This is a genomic window from Pseudomonas sp. MAG733B, assembly GCF_036884845.1.
GTDB lineage: Bacteria > Pseudomonadota > Gammaproteobacteria > Pseudomonadales > Pseudomonadaceae > Aquipseudomonas.
In genome coordinates, this window is the sequence record NZ_CP145732.1 from 6,384,913 (window position 1) to 6,400,098 (window position 15,186).

At 59.6% G+C, this 15,186-nt stretch carries 14 protein-coding genes; 3 read left to right on the plus strand and 11 right to left on the minus strand.

Translation table 11 applies throughout. From position 1 onward, the window contains the following. Positions 1 to 17: 17 nt before the first annotated feature. Both V6Z53_RS29285 and V6Z53_RS29290 read right to left on the minus strand, forming a co-directional pair. Complete coding sequence (locus V6Z53_RS29285; protein WP_007990686.1) at positions 18 to 497, minus strand: NYN domain-containing protein; 480 nt, start codon at positions 495 to 497, stop codon at positions 18 to 20. A gap of 120 nt (positions 498 to 617) precedes the next feature. Beyond that, the gene (locus V6Z53_RS29290) at positions 618 to 1,397 is read right to left on the minus strand and encodes a DUF2076 domain-containing protein (RefSeq protein WP_338583244.1); all 780 of its coding nucleotides are present in this window, start codon (positions 1,395 to 1,397) and stop codon (positions 618 to 620) included. 178 nt (positions 1,398 to 1,575) lie between these two features. Between V6Z53_RS29290 and V6Z53_RS29295 the strand changes: the two genes are divergently transcribed. After that, positions 1,576 to 2,250 carry a YciC family protein gene (locus V6Z53_RS29295; protein ID WP_338583245.1) on the plus strand — a complete coding sequence of 225 codons (675 nt, stop codon included), beginning with the start codon at positions 1,576 to 1,578 and terminating at the stop codon, positions 2,248 to 2,250. Between the two features lie 66 nt (positions 2,251 to 2,316). Continuing rightward, positions 2,317 to 3,396: an endonuclease/exonuclease/phosphatase family protein gene (locus tag V6Z53_RS29300; protein ID WP_338583246.1), complete on the plus strand. Its 1,080-nt coding sequence runs from the start codon at positions 2,317 to 2,319 to the stop codon at positions 3,394 to 3,396. A gap of 90 nt (positions 3,397 to 3,486) precedes the next feature. On the opposite strand, the gene V6Z53_RS29305 is transcribed toward V6Z53_RS29300, so the two are convergent. The 6 genes from V6Z53_RS29305 to V6Z53_RS29330 form a co-directional block, all read right to left on the minus strand. Then, positions 3,487 to 3,921, minus strand: a complete 435-nt coding sequence (locus tag V6Z53_RS29305) for a RidA family protein (RefSeq protein WP_338583247.1) — start codon at positions 3,919 to 3,921, stop codon at positions 3,487 to 3,489. A 72-nt stretch (positions 3,922 to 3,993) separates the two neighbouring features. Next, positions 3,994 to 5,259 (minus strand): NAD(P)/FAD-dependent oxidoreductase, encoded by a 1,266-nt coding sequence (locus tag V6Z53_RS29310; protein ID WP_338583248.1) that lies wholly within the window; start codon positions 5,257 to 5,259, stop codon positions 3,994 to 3,996. 338 nt (positions 5,260 to 5,597) lie between these two features. After that, the gene (locus V6Z53_RS29315; protein ID WP_338583250.1) at positions 5,598 to 6,980 is read right to left on the minus strand and encodes an aspartate aminotransferase family protein; all 1,383 of its coding nucleotides are present in this window, start codon (positions 6,978 to 6,980) and stop codon (positions 5,598 to 5,600) included. Positions 6,981 to 7,008: 28 nt separating this feature from the next. Next, positions 7,009 to 8,454, minus strand: a complete 1,446-nt coding sequence (locus tag V6Z53_RS29320) for an APC family permease (protein WP_338583251.1) — start codon at positions 8,452 to 8,454, stop codon at positions 7,009 to 7,011. 101 nt (positions 8,455 to 8,555) lie between these two features. After that, the gene (locus V6Z53_RS29325) at positions 8,556 to 9,596 is read right to left on the minus strand and encodes an ABC transporter substrate-binding protein (protein ID WP_338583253.1); all 1,041 of its coding nucleotides are present in this window, start codon (positions 9,594 to 9,596) and stop codon (positions 8,556 to 8,558) included. Between the two features lie 149 nt (positions 9,597 to 9,745). After that, positions 9,746 to 11,236: an aldehyde dehydrogenase gene (locus V6Z53_RS29330; RefSeq protein WP_338583255.1), complete on the minus strand. Its 1,491-nt coding sequence runs from the start codon at positions 11,234 to 11,236 to the stop codon at positions 9,746 to 9,748. Between the two features lie 229 nt (positions 11,237 to 11,465). Here V6Z53_RS29330 and V6Z53_RS29335 point away from each other — a divergent pair, with 229 nt between their 5' ends. Next, positions 11,466 to 12,380, plus strand: coding sequence for a LysR family transcriptional regulator (locus V6Z53_RS29335; protein WP_338583256.1), 915 nt, complete (start codon positions 11,466 to 11,468; stop codon positions 12,378 to 12,380). Positions 12,381 to 12,461: 81 nt separating this feature from the next. On the opposite strand, the gene argE is transcribed toward V6Z53_RS29335, so the two are convergent. The 3 genes from argE to V6Z53_RS29350 form a co-directional block, all read right to left on the minus strand. Next, entirely contained in the window at positions 12,462 to 13,625 is a 1,164-nt protein-coding gene (gene argE, locus V6Z53_RS29340) for an acetylornithine deacetylase (RefSeq protein WP_338583257.1), read from the minus strand. Further along, positions 13,618 to 14,295 carry a DUF1028 domain-containing protein gene (locus tag V6Z53_RS29345; RefSeq protein ID WP_150787112.1) on the minus strand — a complete coding sequence of 226 codons (678 nt, stop codon included), beginning with the start codon at positions 14,293 to 14,295 and terminating at the stop codon, positions 13,618 to 13,620. Before V6Z53_RS29345 ends, argE begins: the two co-directional genes overlap by 8 nt. A gap of 117 nt (positions 14,296 to 14,412) precedes the next feature. Next, positions 14,413 to 14,772 carry a hypothetical protein gene (locus V6Z53_RS29350; RefSeq protein WP_338583258.1) on the minus strand — a complete coding sequence of 120 codons (360 nt, stop codon included), beginning with the start codon at positions 14,770 to 14,772 and terminating at the stop codon, positions 14,413 to 14,415. Positions 14,773 to 15,186: the final 414 nt, after the last annotated feature.

Sequence of the window (15,186 nt, forward strand, 5' to 3'; positions counted from 1 at the left end):
TTTCAACTCCGTAAAAATCAATTCTTGAGCAGCAACGCGCCTTCGATCGGCACGTAGCGGCTGGCGGCGCGGATCAGCGAGTTGGCGGTCAGGCCCGGCACGCCGTAGGCGACTGCTTGCACGCCGTGTTTGCTGATGATGCGTTCGAGCAGCATGTCGAAATCGCCATCACCGGAGGCCAGGACGATTTCGTCGACGTGATCGGCGGCGTCCATGATGTCGAGGGTAATGCCCACGTCCCAGTCGCCCTTGGCCGAGCCATCGCTGCGCTGGATGTAGGGTTTGAGCTTCACGGTAAAACCGAGGTTGCGCAGGATCTGCTGGAACTGCTGCTGTTTGCTGTCGCCGCGATCGATGGCGTAGGCATAGGCTTCGACGATCTCGCCCTGTTTACTGATGTCAGCCCACAGCGCGGCGTAGTTGAAGTGACAACCATAAGCCTGACGCACGGTGTAGTAGAGGTTTTGGACGTCGGCGAACACTGCGATTTTTTTCACCGGTTTTCCTCAAGGCTGAATCAGGCCCCAGGCCCGAAAAGTCGCCCAGTATGCCAGCCTCAAGGAATGTTCCGCGAATAATCGGCCCGGAGCGCAGGCGCGCTCCGGACGAATGGCGGGTCAGACGAAGGAATCGTCGTCGCCACCGAAGAACGATGAACTGTCATCGCTGTAGTCGGCGTCGGTGAAACCGCCCTGGTCATTGCCGTAGGAATCATTGCCGGCCACACGCTGGTCATCGCCCCAGTCGTTGTTGCCCTGGTCGTTGACCTGGGCCGGTTGCTCCTTGATGACTTCGACGATTTCTTCCGGTTGCTGATTGTGATGGAACAGGCTGCTGATGCCTTGCGCCAGCATCACGCCACCTGCCACACCGGCCGCGGTTTTCAGCGCGCCACCGAGAAAACCGCTGCCCGCCGCTGCCGGAGCCTGTTGCTGGGGTGCATAACCCTGCTGCGGGAAGTTTGGCTGCGGTGCCCCGAAGTTCTGTTGTGGTGGCTGCGAATTGAACGAAGTCCGCCCCGGTTCACGCCAGCCGCCGCTCGATGGCGGCGCGCTTTGGGTCGGTGCAGGCTGCGGATCACGACTGCCACCAAAGATGCTCGATAGAAAACCACCGCTGCTCGGCGCCGGAGTCGCCGTTTGCGCCTTGGCCTGTTGCAGTTCGGCCTGCAATTGCTGGACTTGCGCCGTCAGTTGTTTGTTCTGCTCGTCGAGGCTCTTGATCGCCGCCTCTTGCACCAGAATCGCCTGGGTCATGAAATAACCTGCCGCCGGCTGGCGTGTCAGGTGTTCCTTGATCCGGGCCTCGGCCTGGGCGTCGCGCGGGGCTGCGTCCGTTTCGGCCTGTTGCAGCCGGGAATACAGTCCATCGATCAGGGTTTGTTCTTCGCTGTTCATGGCGACCTCGTAGATTGCCGGGGAAATCGTTGCCCTTCTCCAAGGAGGATAAGGTGCCCGACCTTAATGGAGGCTGAAACAATCTGTTTCAATGACATTTACCCAACGTTTACGTTTGCTTCAGGCGGTACATCATCGGTTACAGTGAGCCACTGTTTATGACCTGCGATACCAACTGATGAACCCGTTAGATGTGCTGCGTGACTCCCTGTATTTCTTCAAGCGCAATCTGAGCCAGATCGTGCAACTGTGCCTGCCGCTGGTGATCATCGAGGCCCTGTTGCAGCAAGTGGTCGACCACTCCACCGAGCCGGACAGTTTCCCCGGTGTCAGCGTGATCGTCGGGCTGCTGATTTACCCGCTGTACACCGCCGCGCTGATCCTGTTTCTCGATGCCCGCAGTCGTGGTGAGTCGCCGCGCAACCGCGACTTGCTGTCGAGGTCTGCCTACTTGTGGCCACGCTTCGCGCTGCTGACGGCGCTCAATACGTTGTTGATCCTGCTCGGCCTGTCGTTGTATTTCCTGCCGGGCATCTGGCTGATGGTGACCCTGGCGTTCGGCGAATACCTGCTGGTGTTGCGAGGCCTGGCCCCGCTGCAAGCGATGAAGGAAAGCCTGCGCCTGACCCGTGGCCATTTCCTGCGCATCCTGGTGTGCATTTTGTGCGTGATGGGGCCGTTGTGGCTGCTCAAGGGCGCGACGCTGGCGGTCTATCCCGAACCGCAGAACCCGGTGATCTCGCTGCTGATCGACAGCGCCCACAGCTTCCTGCAACTGTTCACCAGCGTGGTGCTGTTCCGCCTGTTCATGTTGATCAGCGATGTGCCGGAAAAAATCGACGGGCCACTCTGACCTTGGGCGACCGCCCGTCACTCGGGTATGCTCGGGACCAACTTCCGTAACGCTATAAGCCGAGCCATGACCCGACTGCTGCGCTACACCTTGCTGGGATTGTTGATTGTCATCGGCCTGGCCGGCGTGATGATCTACAGCCTGACCTGGCGCCCCGAAGCCCGCGAAGTGCTGCCGGTCAATTGCAGCACCAAGGCGCCGACCCTGGCGCCCGGCCAGGCACTGAAGGTGATGACCTGGAACGTCCAGTACCTGGCGGGCAAGCGCTACGTGTTCTGGAATGACCTGGCCAACGGCACCGATGAAAAACCCACGCCGGAAGACATGGCCTTCAGCCTCGATGAAGTGGCGCGGGTGATTCGCGACGAGCAACCGGACGTGGTGCTGTTGCAGGAACTCGATGACGGCGCCAAGGCCAGCGCTTACCAGCACCAGCTCAAATTGCTACAGGAACGGCTCGCCGACCTGTATCCATGCAGTGTCAGCGCCTTCGACTGGAAGGCTGACTTCGTCCCTGATCCGCACATCTTTGGCAGCGTCGGCCGGCAATTGGCAACGCTGAGCCGCTACCAGATCGATCATGCCCAGCGCCTGCAACTTCCGGTGGCGCCGGTCAATCTGATCAGCCGCCAGTTCCAGCCGAAAAACGCCTTGCTGGTCGCCTACCTGCCTGTGAGTGATGGCGGTCAGGTCGCAATCCTCAACACCCATCTCGACCGAGTGCGTCAACCTGACGGGACGCTGCAAGCGCAGGTCGCGGCCATAGGCAAAGTGCTCGACAAGTTCGAAAGTCGCGGTACGCCCTGGCTGATCGGCGGCGACTTCAATCTGTTGCCGCTGGGGCAATTCCAGCGCCTGCCCAGCGAGCAACGCATGCCCTACTCTGCCGACAGCGCCCTGCACGTGTTGTGGGACAAGTACCCGATGATCCCCAACAACAACGAGGCCAGCGGGATCGACCGCGCGCGCTGGCTGACCCATTACCCGAACGATCCGAACCTGAACGGCCCGGACCGGACGGTCGACTACCTGTTTTACAGCTCACGTATCAAACGGGTCGAGGCCACGGTCAGGCAGGACGATACGTTGCGCATCTCCGATCACTTGCCGGTGATGGCGCGGTTCCTGCTGCCCGCCACGCCTTGAACTTGTAGGAGCAAAGCTTGCTCGCGATAACGGTGTGTCAGCCGCCAATGAGGCTGGATGTGCCGGCCTCATCGCGAGCAAGCTCGGCTCCTACAGGTTTGGCGTTGCCTGCCAATCATCCGGGATGACTGCAATCACATCGATTTCCATCAGCCATTGCGGTTGACCCAGCCCGGAAATCACCAGACCCGTCGAGATCGGGAACACGCCTTTCAACCACTTGCCAACGACCTGATAAACCGGCTCACGGTAACGCGGGTCGATGATGTACGTGGTGGTTTTGACGATATGGGAAAGATCGCTCCCCGCCTCTTCCAGCAGCTGCTTGACGTTTTTCATCGCCTGTTCAGCTTGGGCACCCGGGTCGCCAAGGCCCACCAGGTTGCCATCGAAATCGGTGCCGATCTGACCGCGCACATAAACCGTGTTGCCGGCCCGTACGGCCTGGCAAAGGTCATTGTCCAGTGACTGGTTAGGGTACGTGTCCTTGGTATTGAACATGCGAATGCGCGTGTGAGTAGGCATCAACTGACTCCCTGAAACTTGAGTGAAGGTGTGGATCGGGAATGGCCACAGGACCACTCCCTCGATCGATTCTTAACGCTGCGACGGGTCGCGGTATTCGAGGTACTGGCGCTGGGTGGCGATGTGGCCAGCGACATGCTTGGCGTCGTGCCAGACGCCCCAGATGAAGCTCGAACCGCGACGCGACAACCACGGCAGACCCACGAAGTAGATGCCCGGCTCGTTCGAGACCCCGCGCTGGTGACGTGGCTTGCCCTTCTCGTCAAAGGTGTCGACCTGCAACCAGCTGTAATCGACGGCGTAGCCGGTAGCCCAAATGATCGAGGTGATGCCCGCCTCGGCCAGATCCAGTTCGAGAATCGGGTTGGTGACGCACTCTGGATCGTGAAGCATGAACCGGGCTTCGGGCTCTTCGGGCAGGTCGAGTCCGTTGCGCGCGATGTAGGCATCCGCCGCGTCCAGCAACGACAGGTAATTCGCGTCGCCCGCCGCGATGTTGCGCGCCAGATCCTGCTGGAACGTCACCACACTGTCGTTGAACGATTGGGTCAGCCCCACCAGCGTCACGCCTTGCTGGGCCAGCGCCCGGAAATCCACGGTCTGCCCGCCACGCGCACCGCTCACGGCAATGGTGACGTGCTCGCGCCCAGGTTCCATGGTTTCCAGATCCCACAGCCCCAGCACGCCCAACCACCAGCAGAAATCACGGTTGCGATAGGCGCGAGGCGGGCGGTCATGTTGGCCGACCGACAAATAGACTTGCCTGCCGGCGCGCTGCAATTCATCGGCGATCTGCACACCGGAAGAACCTGCCCCGACCACCAGCACACCGCCCTCAGGCAGCTGCTGTGGATTGAAATACTGGGCCGAGTGAATCTGTGTGATGGTGCTGTCTTTCGGCGCAATCGGCGGGATAACCGGACGCTGGAAAGGACCGGTCGCCGCCACTACTCGATTGGCCTGAATCACGCCTTCGGAAGTCTCGATGGTGAAGCCCGGACGATCACTGTTGCGTACGACTTTTTTGACTTCGACACCGGTACGAATCGGCGCTTCGAATTTCTCGGCATAGGCTTCGAAGTAAGCGGCCACTTGGTCTTTTGAGGCGAAGGCATCGGGCTCGAGGTCTTCGAAGGCCAGGCCGGGGAAGCGGTCGTGCCAGACCGGGCCGTTCGCCACCAGTGAATCCCAACGCCCGGTGCGCCACGCTTCAGCGATGCGGTTACGCTCCAGCACCAGGTGCGGCACACCGAGTTTGCTCAAGTGTTCGCTCATGGCGACGCCAGCCTGGCCGGCACCGACAACAAGCGTATCTATTTCTATCTTTTTATCATTCATGCTTGTGTCCTTCAGAGAGGCGACTATGGCGCGGCAAGTCGCGACAGATCAGCTGTTTTAATAATTGAATACCGCGTGGATAACTTTGCTGGCGGGGTAGGTTTATTGTGCTTAGCGAATGCCAATAGCGAAAATATGATTTTTGTCGTTGTTGCCCATGAAAAAACTAACCAACAACTAACTTCAGTACCCATTGAATAAATACAAAACCTGTAGGAGCGAGCTTGCTCGCGAAGAACTTGAAAACGCCGCGTTGTTTCAGACAAAACGCATTATCGTTAACGACCATCGCGAGCAGGCTCGCTCCCACAGTTAATGGAGGCGAGCCTGATAGTTGTTTAAAGCACGCCAATTTCTTTGGCAGTTCTATCAACAGCAATCTTGGTTTTGCCAACCAGCTCATCAATTTCAGCACGCGTGGCGATCAATGCCGGCGCCATGATCATCCGGCCCAACGTCGAGCGAATAATCACGCCTTCCTCAAAACCGATCGTGCGGCAGCGCCAGGCGATGTCGCCTTCGTTGGCGAAGCGCTTGCGGGTCGCCTTGTCCTCGGCAAACTGCAACGCGGCCACCAGGCCGACACCCTGGATCTCACCCACCAACGGGTGATTGCCGAACACCTCGCGCAGGCACTGTTGCAGGTACGGGCCGGTGTCGCTTTTCACTTGGGTGACGACACCCTCATCGCGCAACGCCGTGAGGTTGGCAATTGCCACGGCGGCCGCCACCGGGTGACCGGAGTAGGTCAGGCCGTGGGCAAATACGCCGCCCTGTTCCACCAACACCTCGGCCATGCGACGACTGAGAATCAGGCCGCCCATTGGGATGTAGCCCGAGGTCAGGCCTTTCGCGATGGACAAGGTGTCCGGCTCGAAATCAAAGTGCTGGTGGGCAAACCATTCACCGGTCCGCCCGAAGCCACCAATCACCTCGTCCGCACACAGCAGCACGTCGTACTTGCGGCAGATACGCTGGATTTCCGGCCAGTAGCTCTCTGGCGGGAAGATCATGCCGCCCGCGCCCTGGAACGGTTCGGCGATGAAGGCGGCGACGTTTTCCGCGCCCAGTTCGAGGATCTTGGACTCCAGTTGCTGAGCGGCGCGCAGGCCGAACTCGGCTGGCGTCAGATCACCTTCATGACCAAACCAGTACGGTTCATCGATGTGCGCGACGTCAGGAATCACACCGCCCATTTCGTGCATGAACTTCATCCCGCCCATGGCGCTGGCGGCCAGGGTTGAGCCGTGATAACCGTTCCAGCGACCGATCATGATCTTCTTCTGCGGCTTGCCCAGCACCTGCCAGTAGCGGCGTACAGTGCGGATCAACACCTCGTTGGCCTCAGAGCCGGAGTTGGTGTAGATCGCGTGGCTGTAGTGCTTGGGCAGCAGGCTGAACAGCAGCTCCGAAAGCTCGACCACCGCCGGGTGAGTGGTGTGGAAGAACATGTTGTAGTACGGCAATTGCTCCAACTGACGGGTCGCCGCCGCGGCCAGATCCTTGCGCCCGTAGCCGAGGTTGGTGCACCACAAACCGGACATGCCATCGAGGTAACGATTGCCGTCGTTGTCCCACAGGTGCAGGCGGTCGCCACCGACGATCACGCGCGGCCCTTCTTCGTTCAACGCCTTCTGATCGAGGAACGCGTGAATGTGGTGGGCGGCATCGGACGCTTGGTAGTCCTTGGTTTCGCGCTGCGGTTTGTAATCGGTTGTCATTTTTTATTCTCCTGAATTGAATAAAGGTTCAGTTCCCGGACACGGTAGTCAGCGGTGCCACGGCAGGCACACCGTTGTCCTGCGATTCGTTTTGGATCAGGGGTTCTGGCGTAAACAGCGGTTTGCGCATCACGAACTTGACCCACACCACGGCAATGATCGATATCACGCCCAGTACCACGCCAGCGCAAGCAAAAATACTGGCGGTCATCTCCGGGGTTGGCGACACGTGATAGATCGCAAACAGCATGCCGGCGATGCCGACGACCTGAGGCCATGGATAAAACGGTGAGCGGAATGGGCGTGCCAGATGCGGATAGCGGCGGCGCAAGGCGATCACGTCGATGTGCACGATGATGTAGGCCAACAGCCACGCCAACGCGGCAGCCAATAGCAGCAAGCTGATCGCCGCCGCGTCATGCCCCAGAATGAGGATCGGCAGGCCGGTGATCGCGGCAACGAACAACACCGCCACCCAGGGCGTGCGGCCACGTGCGGTGAGCTTCTTGAATTGCGGGAACGCCTGGCCGTTTTGCGCCATGCCGTAGAGCATGCGCGGCAACGCTGCCAAGGATGAGTTCACCGTGCTGCACGTTGCGGTGATGGCTGCGACGACGAGGAACAGCTTCCCTGCCTCACCGAAAACCGTGGTGGCGAGCAAGTAGTGAGGCAGCGCATCGCTCGCCAGTTGTTCACGTGGAATGCACAGCAGCGCGCCAAAGCAATACAACGCAATCACACCGAAAATCACCGTCAAACCAATGGTCATCGAGCGTGGAATATTGCGCTCGGGATTGCGGGTTTCTTCCACCAGCGGGCAGACGAATTCCGCCCCGACAAAACCCCACACCGCCATCGCAGCCAAGGTGATCGCGCCGAACTCCAACGGGTTCCAGCCTTGATCCAGCGGCAGTTGCAAACTGGCCTGACCGTTAGTCAGCGAAGCCAGGCCCATGGCGATGAGGATCACCACCATCACCAGCGCCAGCACGTTCTGCAGCTTGGCGAACACATCGATGCCGAACAGGTTCAGCACGGTGAACAGCCCCAGTACGCCGTAGGCCACCACCATGTGCGGAATGACATCGGGATAGACCTTGCTGATCACCAGGTCCAGCAACAGCAACTCGGCGGAGAGCGCAAACATCGCCACCACCATGTAGCCCGAGAAGGTCGCCAGAATCGCCGGGAAATGCCCGATCGCCACTTCGGTGTAACTGCTGAGGCTGCCTGCCTTCGGAATCATCAAGGCCAATTCGGAAAACGACCAGGCGTAGGTGATTGCCAACACATAAGCGATGGCCAGCGGAATAATGAAACCGAAACCGGCGATGCCCGCGCCTTGCAGCATCAGCACCATCACGCCTTGCGAGACCACGACGCCCACCGCAACGGCCAGCAATGAACCCAGCCCCAGGACCCGGCGCAAACCGCCGGACTGCGCCTGGATGGACGCGGTTGTACTTGAACTCATGACAAACTCCCCGTGTTTTCTTGTTGTTGATCGCCTTCACGTGGAAGGCAGGGATAAACATCGCCACTCATCCGTGAGCGGCGATTGACGACAACAGCGGCTTAGCGTGCCGCCCAGGCGTTGAAGCGTTCCTCAAGCTCTTCGCCGTGATCGACCCAGAACGTGGCATCGACCAACTGGCCTTCAGAAAGATTGGCCTGAGCGGTAGGCAACTGGGCAAGCGTGTCGGCCGGAAGTTGCGCCAGCACATCCTTGCGGATCGGACCGTAAGGGATCTGCGTGGAGAAGGATTTCTGCCCACTCGCCTGGCTGGCGAACACGATGAATCGCTCGGCCAGCGCCTTGTTCGGACTGCCGCGGACGATGGCCCAGTGATCAGGATCGTAGAGGTGGCCGTTCCAGGAGATGGCCAGTTTCGAGCCTTCCTTTTGCGCCACGGCAATCCGGCCGTTGTAGGCCGCCGACATCACCACGTCGCCTGCTGCGAGCCATTGCGGAGGCTGCGCTCCGGCTTCCCACCACTGGATCGACGGTTTGATCTGGTCGAGCTTGTGAAACGCCCGGTCCACGCCTTCCTTGGTGCCCAGCACTTTGTACAGGTCGTCCTGTTTGACCCCGTCGGCGAGCAGCGCCACTTCCAGCGTGTACTTGGCGCCCTTGCGCAGGCCGCGCTTGCCGGGGAATTGCTGCAGGTTCCACATATCCGCCCAGGAGGTCGGGGCCGCAGCCACCTTGTTCGAGTTATAGGCGAGCACCATCGACCACACGTAACTGGCCACGCCGCACTCGCTGACCGCGCCAGCCAGATAGTTTTTTGAATCGCCGATCAGCGCCGGGTCCAACCGCTCGAACAGCCCTTCTTCACAGCCGCGCAGCAGCTCAGGGCTTTCGACTTCGACGACGTCCCAACTGACCTGGCCCACATCGACCATGGCTTTGACTTTGGAAAGTTCTCCGCTGTACTCGCCAACCACAACTTTGCCAGCGCCACTTTGTTCAAAGGGTTTGAAATAAGCCCCCTCTTGCGCTGCCTTGGTGGCACCGCCGAACGAAATAACCGTAAGACTTTCGGAGTGCGCAACAACCGGCACCGTAAATACCAACAACGCTGTTACAACGCTCGAACACGAATATCTGAACATGAAAGCTCCCTCACTTTTTAATTGTGGTTAGTTACTGAGGCAGTCACGGCCACGCAGCCGCAAGTTCACGGAAGACTCTCCGCGTGGTGACATCTTTTTATTCTTCAAACCGCACACCATCAGCGTGCGGTTAATTGTTCAGGAAACGCTTATCGCAATTGAAACCAGGTGGTTTTCAACTGGGTGTATTTATCGAACGAGTGCAACGACAAGTCCCGGCCGAAACCCGATTGCTTGCCACCGCCGAACGGCACGCTGACATCGAGGGCGTCCACGGTGTTCACCGAAACAGTGCCCGCCTTCAGCGCCCGTGCAACCCGGTGCGCACGATTCAGATCATCGCTCCACACAGACGCCGCCAGCCCATAGATGCTGTCGTTGGCCAGCCGCACCGCTTGCTCTTCGGTGTCGAACGTGGAGATCGCCAGCACCGGCCCGAACACTTCCTCGCGCGACAAGTGCGAGTCATGATCGACCTCGGCAAAAATGGTCGGCTCGATAAAGTTGTCGGAACCGTTGAAGCTCAAGCGACGGCCACCGGTGAGCAGTCGGGCGCCGTCTTCGTGGGCGCGCTCGATAAAATTCATCACCCGCGATGCCTGTGCCGAATCGACAATGGCGCCAGCGGCGCTCGCAGGATTCAACGGATCTCCCGGCATCCAGGCTTTGGCTTTCTCCAACAGACGCTCGATAAATTCTTCCTTGATCGAACTTTGCACATACAGCCGCGAGTTCGCCGAGCAGACTTCGCCCTGATTGAAGAAGATGCCGAACGCCGCTTTCTCTGCGGCCAGATCCAGATCCCGGCAATCGTCAAACACCAGGCTCGGGCTCTTGCCGCCGCACTCAAGCCAGACCTGCTTGAGGTTCGATTGCGCGGCGTACTGCATGAAGTATTTGCCCACCTGAGTCGAGCCGGTGAACACCAGGCAATCCACATCGGGATGCAAACCCAGCGCCTTGCCGGCAGACTCGCCCAGCCCCGGCAACACGTTCAGCACGCCCGGCGGCAAACCGGCTTCCAGCGCCAACTCGGCCAGACGCAGCGCCGAAAACGGTGATTGTTCGGCGGGCTTGAGTACCACGCTATTGCCGGCTGCCAGGGCCGGGGCCAGTTTCCAGGCTGCCATGTCGAGCGGGAAATTCCACGGCACCACGGCTGCCACCACGCCCAGCGCTTCACGGGTGATGGTCGCCAACGCCGAGGACGCGGTAGGTGCGACCTGATCGTAAAGCTTGTCCAGCGACTCGCCGTACCAGGCGAACACATGGGCGGCGCCGGGGACGTCGATGTTGTAGGCATCCATCACTGGCTTGCCCATGTTCAGCGAATCCAGCAGCGCCAGCTCTTCGCGGTGCGCCAGCACCAGCTCGGACAGACGCAGCATCACCCGCTTGCGCTCGACCGGCGCCATCCGCGCCCACGGGCCTTCGTTGAAAGCTCGGCGCGCACTGCGTACGGCGAGTTCCACTTCCACTTCGCCACACGCGGCGACACGGGCAAGCAACTGATTCGTCGCCGGGTTGATCGAATCGAATGTTGCGCCCGAAGACGCAGCCACCTGCCGGCCATCGATCAAGGCTTTGTCAGAGAAGGTTTGCCGGGCAGCTCGTTGCTGCCAATAGTCGAGGTCGAACACGCTACGCTCCCTTTGCGACCGCCTGGGTGGTCGGGGTTGTTATCAGAGGTTGTAGAGATAGTGCGGCAACCGTGCGAAGAGGAAAATTATTAAAAATGTGCTCGGGGTATAAGAAAAAACTGGGTAAGCGCTGACCCAGTCCAGAACCCGCATAGGGTAAGGTTCAGTCAACAATCGGCGCGGCGACCATCCGGTCTTTCAGCGCAAAACAAAGCAGAACGAGGTGCGTGTGGCTTCCTATACATTGCGGCAACTCAAGTATTTCGTCACAACGGTAGAAGCCGGCAGCGTCGCTGAAGCCTCGCGGCAGCTGTACATCGCGCAGCCCTCGGTTTCCACGGCGATCAAGAGTCTGGAAGAGTCGTTCAACGTCCAGCTGTTCATTCGCCACCACGCCCAGGGCGTTTCGCTGACACCCACCGGCACGCGCTTCTACCACAAGGCGCAAGAGCTGCTGCGCATGGCCAGGGAGTTTGAACAGAATGCGCTGGCCGATAACGACACCGTGTCGGGACAGATCGACATCGGCTGCTTCGAAACCGTCGCTCCGCTGTACCTGCCGCAACTGATCGCAGGCTTTCGCAAGCTTTATCCGGGCGTGGACATTCGTATTCGCGATGGCGAGCAGCAGGAGTTGGTGCAAGGCTTGACCGCCGGCACTTTCGATGTGGCGTTCCTCTACGATCACGGGCTGGACGGCACCATCCAGACCACGCCGCTGATGCCACCGCAAAAGCCTTACGTGCTGTTGCCTGAAGGGCACCGCTTTGCCGACCAGAAAGAGGTATCGCTGCGGGACCTGTGCAGCGAGCCGATGATTCTGCTCGATGTGCAGCCGAGCCGGACCTACTTTGTGAGCCTGTTCCATGAACTGGAATTGACACCCAACATCGTGTTCAGCTCGCCTTCGATTGAGATGGTGCGGGGTATGGTCGGTCAGGGATTCGGCTTCTCGATCCTGGTCACCCGCCCGCATTCGGAATGCACTTACGATGGCAAGAAAGTGATCTCGGTGAACATCAAAGAGCCGGTCACCCTGTCCGGCCTGGCATCGGCCCATTTGAAACGCAGCCAACTGACCAAGCCTGCGCAGTTGTTCGTGGATTTTTGCCGCGAACAACTGAGCCAGAAAGTCGCGCCCTGAACAAATCAAAAGATCGCAGCCTTCGGCAGCTCCTACAGGGAAACGCATTCCCATGTAGGAGCTGCCGAAGGCTGCGATCTTTTAAGCAGTGCGACACAAATAGTCAGCCAATCGAACCAGCATCGCATCACAACCACTCAACTGCTCCAACGAAACAAACTCATCAGGCCTGTGCCCTTGATCCATGCTGCCCGGCCCACACACCACCGTGGGAATCCCGGCCTGATCAAACAACCCGCCCTCGGTGCCAAACGCGACCGTGCCAAACGCTGAAGAATTGCTCAACAGCGCCAGCAGCCGCGCCGCTTCACTCTCGGGCGGTGTCGCCAATCCGGGGTAAGCGCTCAGCGGCCGCAGACGAATGTCAGTGTCCGCCTGCACCGCACGCATCTTGGGCAACAGGTTTTCCTGAGCAAAGACCTGCAACTGATCCGCCACCTCTTGGGCATCGAAGTCCGGCAGTGCCCTGACCTCGAAATCGAACTCACATTCAGCGGGAACAATATTCAGCGCCCGGCCACCTTTGATCACCCCCGTTTGCACCGTCGAAAACGGCGGATCAAAACGCGAGTCATGGTGATCGGGATGCGCGAGTTGTTCACCGATCACGCCGAGCCGGCCAATCAGTTGCGCGGCATATTCAATGGCGTTCACCCCATAAGGCGCATACGCCGAATGGCACGCCGCACCGCGCACCTCACAACGCATCGCAAGTTTGCCTTTGTGACCGAGCACAGGCTTGAGTTCTGTCGGTTCGCCGATCAGGCACAGTCGGGGCTTGAATGGCCGCTTCTCCAGCTCGGCCAGCATCGGCCTGACACCCAGGCAGCCGATTTCTTCATCGTAGGAAAAGGCCAGGTGCACCGGGGTCAAAAGCGGACGCTGCACGAAGGTCGGCACCGCCGCGAGAACAGAGGCGATAAAGCCTTTCATGTCCGCAGTGCCACGGCCGTACAGGCGCCCATCCTTTTCCGTCATCTGGAACGGATCCACCGTCCAGGCTTGCCCGTCTACCGGCACCACATCGGTGTGCCCGGAAAGCACCACGCCACCGGATTTGAGCGGGCCGATGGTCGCGAACAGATTTGCCTTGGTCCCTTCTTCGTTGAATAACAGCTCGCTCTGAACGCCATGCTCGGCCAAATACGTCTCGATGAAACGAATCAGTTCAAGGTTGGAATCGCGGCTGACAGTCGCGAAACCGATCAGGCGTTCCAGCAGTTCGCGACTGGACGACTCACTCATCCCCCGGCACTCCGTAGCTCGGCGCCGTCGTCGGGTTGAGCGCGCGAGTCAGGTAGTCCTGCATTTGTGGGCGATAGGCTTGCCAGAGGCCATCCAGCTGTCCGATGGGATCTTCCTCGGCCCAGTCGACCCGCAAGTCGATGATCGGCCAGGTGTGATCACCCACCACTTTCAGCGCGGCGGAATGCACCGGCCCCGCTTCGCCACCGGCCGCCATCGCCGCGTGCATGGCCGCCAGCAACCGGTCCGCCAACTGACCCGGCTCGGCCTCGAACGCCGCGACCATCGCTTCGATGACCCGCACGTCGCTGAGCAAATTACCCGCCGCGACACACTGCTCGCCCTTCACCGCGTTATGCACGCCCAACGACTCTTTGCCGCTGAACAGCGCAATCCGCCCTGACGCATCGATCACCGTGACCTGTCGGTACTGGCTCCAGCCATTGGACGTCAGTGCCTTGTCCAGCGCCGCGTCGGGCTCCAGATGCTGATGCTCCAGCAGGTCCAGAATCTGAGGCCCTAACGCCGGCAGCGTAATGTTCTGCGTAGAAACCGCACCCACACCCGCCCGCGCCCAAGGGCAACGCGCACCGACCGCAATACTCGAAGAACTGATGGCAATACCGAGCTGCCCGGTTTCAGGGCAGCGTCCGATAATCGAGAATGTCATGACTCACTCCTTAAAATTCCAATGCACGCGCAACTGCATTCTGTGCATGCACTGGAAAGGGAGAAAGCAGGTTTTTTGTGGCTACTGATGAGGAAAAAACTGGTCAGCCCCGCAGGCTTACTCAGGCGGGTCGATCTGATCCAGCACGCGATTGGCCGTGATCTCCGCCAGCATCACGCTGTTGGAAATACCCAGCAGGGCATTGCGGGATTCGCCGTCCAGGTGATCGACCAATTGATGGACCATCACATCGACCGAAGCCAGCGTCTCGACCAGATACACCACAAGGGTTTCGGTCGTGACCTCCGGGTCGACGGTAAACAGCGTGCTGACGGTGCGCGGCGTGGCTTTGATGTCGGCGGTCGAGGGGAAGTGAAAGTCGAGGGCGCGTTCGGCGGCCTCGTTGAGTTTTTTGGAGTCGGGTTCGTACGGGGATGCCGGATCTGTTTCCGGCGGATTTGGAGTTACCTTGAACATAGTTGCGTCCCTTCTTTAGTAGGGCTGCATCCATCTCGCGACTAAACGAAGGGGTGGCAGCCGTGCGCAAGTTAGTCGACCGGCAAGGAACGAAAAAATCCGGCGCGTCCGAGGACGCCATGCGCACAGCTGCCATAAAGTGCAGGCGATACCTGACTGATGACACTCGTGCGACCGTATTCCTTAGCCGGGCGACTAAACCCGATCACTGATGAGCAGTGACACGAATCAAGTTACCGATGGCCTCCAAAGCGCACAAGCCGGCGGATTCTGGCGTACCTGTAGGCAACGGCGCAAGGTCTTGTAGCTTGCAGGAAGTATCCTTAAACGCCTTTAAACACGGGCCCTCCGCCGATAAAACCTGTAGGAGCGAGCCTGCTCGCGAAAGGCACAAAGACGCCGCCGCGCATCTGG